This window comes from Vibrio sp. V12_P9A6T4 (assembly GCF_963874835.1).
GTDB classification, from domain to species: domain Bacteria; phylum Pseudomonadota; class Gammaproteobacteria; order Enterobacterales; family Vibrionaceae; genus Vibrio; species Vibrio anguillarum.
Genome location: NZ_CAWNJO010000064.1, coordinates 19,891 through 27,982, shown reverse-complemented (window position 1 = coordinate 27,982; position 8,092 = coordinate 19,891). Strand labels below are relative to the sequence as shown.

General features: G+C 41.9%; 9 protein-coding genes. 6 read left to right on the top strand and 3 right to left on the bottom strand.

Translation table 11 applies throughout. The features are described from left to right. Positions 1 to 103 precede the first annotated feature (103 nt). The 3 genes from AACQ42_RS10980 to AACQ42_RS10970 are packed head-to-tail and all read left to right on the top strand — an operon-like array spanning position 104 to position 1,760. Positions 104 to 367, top strand: a complete 264-nt coding sequence (locus AACQ42_RS10980) for a hypothetical protein (protein WP_094165535.1) — start codon at positions 104 to 106, stop codon at positions 365 to 367. 5 nt (positions 368 to 372) lie between these two features. After that, positions 373 to 555 carry a hypothetical protein gene (locus tag AACQ42_RS10975; protein WP_000083580.1) on the top strand — a complete coding sequence of 61 codons (183 nt, stop codon included), beginning with the start codon at positions 373 to 375 and terminating at the stop codon, positions 553 to 555. After that, positions 537 to 1,760, top strand: a complete 1,224-nt coding sequence (locus tag AACQ42_RS10970) for an Arm DNA-binding domain-containing protein (protein ID WP_094165534.1) — start codon at positions 537 to 539, stop codon at positions 1,758 to 1,760. The genes AACQ42_RS10975 and AACQ42_RS10970 overlap by 19 nt, the downstream gene beginning before the upstream one ends. 199 nt (positions 1,761 to 1,959) lie before the next feature. On the opposite strand, the gene AACQ42_RS10965 is transcribed toward AACQ42_RS10970, so the two are convergent. Then, positions 1,960 to 2,730 carry a helix-turn-helix transcriptional regulator gene (locus tag AACQ42_RS10965; RefSeq protein WP_094165533.1) on the bottom strand — a complete coding sequence of 257 codons (771 nt, stop codon included), beginning with the start codon at positions 2,728 to 2,730 and terminating at the stop codon, positions 1,960 to 1,962. Positions 2,731 to 2,836: 106 nt separating this feature from the next. On the opposite strand from AACQ42_RS10965, the gene AACQ42_RS10960 reads away from it, so the two are divergent. The 3 genes from AACQ42_RS10960 (at position 2,837) to AACQ42_RS10950 (ending at position 5,402) form a co-directional block, all read left to right on the top strand. Next, positions 2,837 to 3,547 carry a type 1 glutamine amidotransferase gene (locus tag AACQ42_RS10960; protein WP_094165532.1) on the top strand — a complete coding sequence of 237 codons (711 nt, stop codon included), beginning with the start codon at positions 2,837 to 2,839 and terminating at the stop codon, positions 3,545 to 3,547. Positions 3,548 to 3,625: 78 nt separating this feature from the next. Next, positions 3,626 to 4,261, top strand: a complete 636-nt coding sequence (locus AACQ42_RS10955) for a LysE family translocator (RefSeq protein ID WP_094165531.1) — start codon at positions 3,626 to 3,628, stop codon at positions 4,259 to 4,261. Positions 4,262 to 4,493: 232 nt separating this feature from the next. Beyond that, positions 4,494 to 5,402, top strand: a complete 909-nt coding sequence (locus AACQ42_RS10950; RefSeq protein ID WP_141195646.1) for a hypothetical protein — start codon at positions 4,494 to 4,496, stop codon at positions 5,400 to 5,402. 332 nt (positions 5,403 to 5,734) lie between these two features. Here the strand turns inward: AACQ42_RS10950 and tdh are convergent, their stop codons facing one another. Continuing rightward, positions 5,735 to 6,766 (bottom strand): L-threonine 3-dehydrogenase, encoded by a 1,032-nt coding sequence (gene tdh / locus AACQ42_RS10945; RefSeq protein WP_019281861.1) that lies wholly within the window; start codon positions 6,764 to 6,766, stop codon positions 5,735 to 5,737. Further along, positions 6,763 to 7,959 (bottom strand): glycine C-acetyltransferase, encoded by a 1,197-nt coding sequence (locus AACQ42_RS10940; protein ID WP_047687710.1) that lies wholly within the window; start codon positions 7,957 to 7,959, stop codon positions 6,763 to 6,765. Before AACQ42_RS10940 ends, tdh begins: the two co-directional genes overlap by 4 nt. Between the last annotated feature and the right edge of the window lie 133 nt (positions 7,960 to 8,092).

Genomic DNA, 8,092 nt, shown 5'->3' with positions numbered 1-8,092 from the left:
ATATAATTCCAATATGTAATATAGGATGCTAATGCGAGACTAATGACGCATATCAAGGGCAACTATTGCTCATAGTCCAAAATTACAATGCGAGGAATTATCCATGGCGGCAACCATTGATACCCAATACGGAACAGTAACCACTTCACCACCTTACTTTAGCGAACGCTTACTTTGTTCAGTAATCGCGCTAACGCTTTATCCCACAGACGATAGCTGGGGGCTAAGCCGTGAATGCCCTGCAGAAATCACGATTACACCATCATTTCTCAACATGTTTGCCAATGATGCAGCTCCACTCGCTAAAAAACTTGGCGCAATGCACTACAGCAAAAAGATTGGTGAACAAGATGGCATCGAAAGGTAGGCAATATGAGTCAATCGCAAATTTCCATCATCACTCTTAAAAAAGCAGCCGAGGTCATAGGCCTCAGTGCAAAGACGCTAAGAGAGAAAGCTCTCGATGGGTTTTATCCATCAACGGTCATGAAAAAAATTCGTGGTACTTGGATGATTGATATTGAGGAGTGGAATAAATGGCATCGAACCAAATAACGGATAATCTTCCATCAGGCATTGAAGTACATGGCAACAGCTTAAGGATCGTCTTTTACTATAACGGCAAAAGATATAGAGAATCCTTAGGCCTAACACCAAACAAACAAAACATAAACTTTGCGAGACAGAAAAGAGAAGCCATTCTCTATGAAATGAAAATCGGGACTTTTAACTACTCCACGCATTTTCCAGAGTCGAAACACGCATCAGGTGTGCCGCAGGCAAAGAATTTACAGCAACTTACCAAGCAGTTCCTTGACTACAAAGATCACGATATCCGCCGTTCTACGTTGCAAAGATATGATTGGGTGTTAAGGGACTTTATTGAAATATACGGAAAAACAAGAAGTAGTGACACTCTTTCACCTCGCACATTAACGGAGTTTCGCCAAGAGCTAGTTAAAGGAAAAACGGGTCGCACCATTAATCGAAATTTGGTGACAATCAACGCCTTCCTAGCTTGGCTCTATAAAATGGAATACGTCAGTCGCGATTTGTCCAAGGTTTTGCAAAGGGTGAAAGAAAGCGAAGTCGATATTCAACCCTTTTCGATGGCGGAGATTGACAGTATTTTGAAACACAGCCACCAACTGCAACACCGCAATATCGTGACATTGATTGTCTATAGTGGCATACGCAGTGGCGAGCTTTGTGCACTGGCGTGGGAGGATGTGGATTTTGAGAATAAAACGATTCATATCCGCCGTTCAACTTATGATATGCGCGGATTAAAAACCACCAAAACAGACAAAGAGCGGTTTGTTGACCTACTGCCACCCGCTTTAGATGCTTTAAAAGCTCAACAATATTTAACCTACTCGTTAGAGCCTAAAGAGTACGATGTCGAATTACCCGGTCAGGCCTACAGAAAAGAGTCTCTGCGTTTTGTGTTCAATCCCAAAGTCGTTCGGGAGCAGAAGGTCAGTGGATATGACTATTACGGTAAACGTGCACTAGGCCGAATGTGGACGGCACTGTGTAAAAAAGGAGGCGTCCGATACCGTAATCAGTATCAACTTCGACATACCTACGCCAGTTGGATGATCACTCACGCTAACGTCAACGTGAGTTACTTGGCACAACAAATGGGCCACGCAGATATCACCATGGTCGCAAGGGTCTACGGTAAATGGCTGGTTGAATCGAACAAGAAAGAATCCGAACGGGTATGGCAAGAGCTAGAAAAAGTGAGGAATCAATAACCGCCGATTAGGCGGTTTTTTGATCCTACCGAACAGAATCACCATAACTCCTACAACCAAATAGATAGACATGACAACAAACTTTTGCCCCAAAGTGAGTTTCGTCTCAGATAGTGCATCAGAGATGGTTCTTGATTTTGCTATACTAAAAATAATCTCAAAAGTGGTGTAATCCGTGTATTAGAGAGTCTGTATTCGTTTATAGGTTTGCAGTTCGGTATTTTCTTGGTGTCTGATTGAACAGCTTTTTAAAAGCCTGTACATAGGATGAATCAGATGCGTACCCCAACTCCATAGCAACTTCCTGTATGCTCATTTCCGAGCTTAATAATGGCAGAGATAAAACCAGCCTTATATTTTGTCGCCACAGAGCAAATGATTGAGAGAACTCTTTCGCACATAATCTGGACAATGTGCGCTCAGATGCTCCGACTTTTTTTGCCCATTCTTTTAACGTAAACGGTAAGTCAGGTTGCTGTTTAAGCTGTAGAAAAATAGATAAAAGGCGTTTGTCCGTAGGGATGAGAAGTGGTATTTCATAACTTTTTGCTGCCTCGATCTGATCTCGTAAGACCGTTAACAAATGTGCCAAGTTGGATTCCGGCTGTGAAAGCGTATCACTTTCAAACAAAAGCAATATCAACTCTTTGAGGAAGAAGTTTACCTGACAGGATTTAGGCTCACTTCCATACTGCACATGTTTGTTAGGGTTGAGGTAAATCGCTAAAAATTGTGTGTCTGTAATTGCAACAGACTTATGAATGGTATTGGCGGGGATAAAGAGCATACCATTGTGAGGGACTATTCCACTTTTATCACTAATGTCTGATTGTAACAAACCTTGGCGTGGGAAGACGATTTGGTGCCATGGATGTGAATGGAAATCATCAATATAACCAGAGGCCATGATAGTCGTTTTAGTTATAAATTGTTTATCTGGAAAATCTCTGATTAAATTGTTAGCTTGCATAAATGGCGGCTTATCTACATTAATTGTCAGTTATTATAAATTACGCCAGTTTGTTTTGATATAACATCATCATTCAATTGTTATCAAAAAACAAAAGGGCCAAATGATGCACATTCACTTTATCATCCATGAACATTTTGAAGCTCCGGGAGCTTATGAGTCTTGGGCCAAAGCTCGCGGCTATACAACGACTTACTCTCGGGTTTATGACGGTGACTCTCTTCCGGAAAAAGTAGATGATATTGATTTTCTGATTGTCATGGGCGGCCCACAAGATCCTGTGACCACCATCGAGCAATGTGCTCATTTCGATACCAAAGGTGAACAGGCAGTAATAACAAAAGCGATTGATGCAGGAAAAGTAGTACTTGGTATTTGTTTGGGATCTCAACTCATTGGTGAAGCATTAGGTGCTCACTATGCGCATAGCCCTGAACGCGAAATTGGTAAGTTCCCTATCACGCTAACCAAAGACGGCAGTACCCATCCACTGTTTGACCATTTTGGCTCCGTTCTGGAAGTGGGCCATTGGCACAACGACATGCCGGGACTGACTCCAGACGCCAAAATTGTCGCGTACAGTGAAGGCTGTCCTCGACAAATCGTTGCTTATAGCGATTTGGTGTTTGGTTTTCAGTGTCATATGGAATTGACTAAAGATGTTGTAGCGTTGCTGATCGAAAATGATGATCTCAGCAAGGCAGCAAACTATCGTTTCGTTGATGCCCCTGAAGTACTAATGAATCATGACTATGATGAGATGAACCAAAAGCTACACGAATTTTTGGATAAACTAGCGAAAGCCTATCAAGCATAAAGTTAAGTTTCTGGTTGCTTTTTATTTTATCACCGGCTCATTGAGCTGGTTTTTTATAGATAGTTAGTGAGCAAACACATGGACATTGATTTGCAAACATACATGCCAATATTGGCAATCACTGGAGCGCTTACTCTCGGCGCTATGAGTCCGGGTCCCAGCTTTATCTTTGTTGCCAGACGAGCAATTTCACTTTCAAGACGGCATGGGATTTTTACCGCGTTAGGTATGGGGACAGGTGCTTTAGTTCTATCGGTTGCCGCCTTACTCGGATTACAAACAATTTTTAGCCTGATTCCGGTAAGCTATTTAATATTTAAAATTGCAGGCGGATGCTATCTCTTGTTTTTGGCATTTGGAATTGTGAGATCAGCTCGAATTCCGTTACAGACCATAGATGCTACTCGATGCCAAGACATTCCCTTATTTCGTTCGTACTTATTAGGTTTAGGAATCCAACTCAGTAATCCAAAAACAGCCATCGTATTTGCCAGCGTATTTACAACACTGCTTCCGCAAAACATACCTATGTATTTCTTTATTGCGGTTCCAATCTGTACATTTTTGAGTAATGCAGGATGGTATCTTATTGCTGCTTTAGTTTTATCTGCTTCACGCCCTCGTCAAGCGTATTTAAAATTTAAAAAATTTATTGATTATTTGTCTGGGTCAGTGATGGGAGGATTAGGATTGAAATTAATCATCAGTCGCTAATAAATGTTACTAATGAGCACTTTGCTATACTTTAAGTAATGCATAAAATACTAATTTAGCAAAACCGATAGCTCACAAATGTCCAAAATCGCCATAGGTTGAATTTTTATCCGTGGCATTTTCTATCCCACAACTTTATAAAACTCTTTCCGTATTGTTGTATATCTACTTATTGAGTATGCAGAGTTTTGATATCATGATTCTAATTTGGACTTTCTGTTGAGGTTAAAAATTGGCTAAAAAATCTGAGAAAAACGGAGTTCGCTCTATGATGGTCGTAGGTACAGACGTTACTAAATATGGCTACTATGACATTCGTGCCCTTAAACCTTTTTGTATTGATTCTAGAGAACACCCAAATCCAACTTACCAGATGAACGTTGCGTTCCAAGAGGTTGATAGCGTTAAGTTGAACAAAAATAAATCTATTAGTTACTTTGTTCCAAACAATATTTCGCTACTACTTTCGAACAGTAAAAAAGCACTTCAACGTGCAGAAAAAATGCATAAAGACACGATATCTAAAAGCTATGATGAGGGTGAGCTTAGATCTGAAAAGTTATGGGAAAACTGTACTCTTATATCGGATTACATAGAGCTAGTTCAAACCGCTATAGTATTTGGTTATACCGCACTTGAAGCATTCGCAAACATCAGTATTCCTTCTGAATTTGTACATTATAAAGACAAACCAAAACAAGGAATTCAAGAATCTTATAATAAGGAAGGTATAGAACGTTGGCTCAGTTTGAGCGATAAATTTAAATCTCTATTACCTGAAATCTATAGCTGTAAACAGCTTCCGCAAAGGCTTTTCACCAAATTTAAGAATCTAGAGAAACTTAGAAACTCGATAATTCATCAAAAATCTATAGAAAGTACCGATTTTATGTACGATTACTTTAAAGCTGATGTACTTGAATGTATAAAAGCTCCTGAAGAGATCATTACGTACTTTCAAAATAACAATACAATATCAACGACTGCTCAGTATAAAGCTCTTTTAGTGTGGCCTTGGATCGAGGGTGATGCAGCATACCCAGTTACTAAAGACCCTACACCTATATTGAATTGGATTGTCGATATGAAAAGCCCATATATGCGAAAAAGGTTAGAAAGTAAGTCTGTAGTGGCTGAGTGAATTTGGCGACTTGATTGAAGGTTTGCAATACCTGAAATTATCCGTGAGATGCTAATTTAGGAAAGCCACTGACAAGGAATTGTCCAAAAACGATTTTGAGCAACAAAAAACACCAACCATTAGCCTTTTGAAGAACAGATACCTCAAACCTTGATTCGAAATCTTGGGGCTAAACTGGTGACTAGCAGTGGAATTTTTGAAAGTGTTTGGGGCTAAATTGGGGCTTTTTGAAAGGTTGAATACGGTTTTATTTTCCACTTTACTGTTTATAAAAACAGTGCTAATCAAAAACAAAGCGCCCCTTATGGAGCGCTTTGTGGAGAGATTTCCGGTTACTGCCAATCAAGGATAACTTTGCCAGAAAGCCCGCTGCGCATAGCATCGAAGCCCGTTTGAAAGTCATCAATTTTGTAATGGTGAGTGATGATTGGCGTTAGATCGAGGCCAGATTGAATGAGGCTTGCCATCTTATACCAAGTTTCGAACATTTCACGGCCATAGATACCTTTGATCACCAAACCTTTGAAGATCACTTGGTTCCAATCGATCGCCATATCTGAAGGTGGGATACCTAATAAAGCAATACGACCACCGTGATTCATGGTTTTCAGCATAGAACTAAAGGCACTCGGTACGCCTGACATTTCAAGGCCGACGTCAAAACCTTCTGTCATGCCAAGTTCACTCATGACCTCTTCTAACTTTTGTTCCGCAACATTCACGGCGCGTGTCACGCCCATTTTGCGCGCAAGTTCAAGGCGATATTCGTTGACATCGGTGATCACCACATGGCGCGCACCAACGTGTTTCGCCACTGCGGCCGCCATGATACCGATTGGACCAGCACCAGTGATCAGCACATCTTCGCCGACTAAATCAAATGACAATGCGGTATGTACCGCGTTACCAAATGGGTCAAAAATCGAGGCTAGATCATCGGAAATACCATCTGGGATCTTGAAAGCATTAAACGCAGGGATAACTAAGTATTCAGAAAATGCACCAGTGCGGTTCACACCAACACCCACAGTATTACGACATAAGTGAGTACGACCACCGCGGCAATTTCGACAATGGCCGCAAGTAATATGACCTTCGCCAGACACGCGATCACCTAATTCAAAACCGCGAACTTCTTGACCAATGCCAACCACTTCACCGACGTATTCATGGCCAACCACCATTGGCACTGGGATGGTTTTTTGTGACCACTCATCCCAGTTATAGATGTGAACATCGGTGCCACAAATTGCGGTTTTCTTAATTTTAATCAGCAGATCGTTGTGACCAAGCTCAGGCATTGGCACTTCGGTCATCCAAATACCTTGCTCTGGTTTAAGTTTGGATAATGCTTTAATTTTCATCTAATGAGCCCCATTTCTTGGCCAACAGCAATAAACGCATCAATGGCGTGGTCGAGTTGCTCGCGGCTATGCGCGGCTGACATTTGTGTTCTAATACGAGCTTGGCCTTTTGGCACGACAGGGAACGAGAAACCAACAACATAAATGCCCTTAGCTAGTGCTCGTTCTGCAAACTCTGCTGCAACGATAGCATCGCCGAGCATAATCGGGATGATGGCGTGATCCGCGCCACCCATAGTGAACCCCGCGCCTTCCATACGAGTACGGAAATGCGCGGCGTTATCCCAAAGTTGGTCGCGAAGCGCGGCGCTTTCTGCCAGTAAATCCAGCACGCGAATCGATGCTGCAACAATCGCTGGCGCAACCGAATTAGAGAATAAATAAGGACGTGAACGTTGACGAAGCCAATCAATTACCTCTTTTTTACCGGAAGTGTAGCCACCTGAGGCACCACCCATCGCTTTACCAAGGGTACCGGTGATGATATCAATACGGTCAATCACATCATGGTATTCATGCGTGCCACGGCCATTTGCACCCATAAATCCAACCGCGTGTGAATCATCCACCATGACGAGCGCGTTGTATTGATCGGCTAAATCACAAATCGCGGGCAAGTTTGCGACTACGCCATCCATTGAGAATACACCATCCGTTACGATGAGCTTATTACGAGCGCCCGCCGCATCGGCTGCGATCAACTGCTGTTCCAACTCTTGCATGTTATTGTTGGAGTAACGAAAACGCATCGCTTTACATAAACGCACACCATCAATGATTGAGGCATGGTTCAACGCGTCAGAGATAATCGCGTCTTCTTTATCTAAAATAGTTTCAAATAAACCGGTGTTTGCATCAAAACATGAGGTGTAAAGAATCGTATCTTCTTTACCTAAGAATTGAGAGAGCTTCTGTTCCAGTTGCTTATGAATATCTTGCGTACCACAGATGAAACGTACCGAAGCCATACCAAAGCCGTGACTGTCCATGCCTTGCTTCGCCGCTTCAACCAACGCAGGGTGATTAGCCAAACCAAGGTAGTTGTTGGCACAGAAGTTCAACACTTCTTCACCAGTAGAAATTTCGACCGCCGCTTGTTGTTGCGAGGTAATCACACGTTCAGATTTATACAGACCTTCCGCTTTGATTTCCTCAAGCTGGTTTTGGATCTGTTGATAAAATGCAGAAGACATTGCTACGTCCTTATTTTTATATAGCGCAATAGCTATGGTGTAGGGCAGCCTAAACGAAAAATAGACCCTTCATTTACACTGTAAAATTGCTTAATGGTATTTTAGTTGATCCCATTTACGACTATTATCCCAT

Coding starts and splice junctions, on each gene's coding strand:
- AACQ42_RS10980 (WP_094165535.1), top strand. CDS start 104: ATGGCGGCAACCATTGATACCCAATACGGAACAGTAACCACTTCACCA.
- AACQ42_RS10975 (WP_000083580.1), top strand. CDS start 373: ATGAGTCAATCGCAAATTTCCATCATCACTCTTAAAAAAGCAGCCGAG.
- AACQ42_RS10970 (WP_094165534.1), top strand. CDS start 537: ATGGCATCGAACCAAATAACGGATAATCTTCCATCAGGCATTGAAGTA.
- AACQ42_RS10965 (WP_094165533.1), bottom strand. CDS start 2,730: ATGCAAGCTAACAATTTAATCAGAGATTTTCCAGATAAACAATTTATA.
- AACQ42_RS10960 (WP_094165532.1), top strand. CDS start 2,837: ATGCACATTCACTTTATCATCCATGAACATTTTGAAGCTCCGGGAGCT.
- AACQ42_RS10955 (WP_094165531.1), top strand. CDS start 3,626: ATGGACATTGATTTGCAAACATACATGCCAATATTGGCAATCACTGGA.
- tdh (WP_019281861.1), bottom strand. CDS start 6,766: ATGAAAATTAAAGCATTATCCAAACTTAAACCAGAGCAAGGTATTTGG.
- AACQ42_RS10940 (WP_047687710.1), bottom strand. CDS start 7,959: ATGTCTTCTGCATTTTATCAACAGATCCAAAACCAGCTTGAGGAAATC.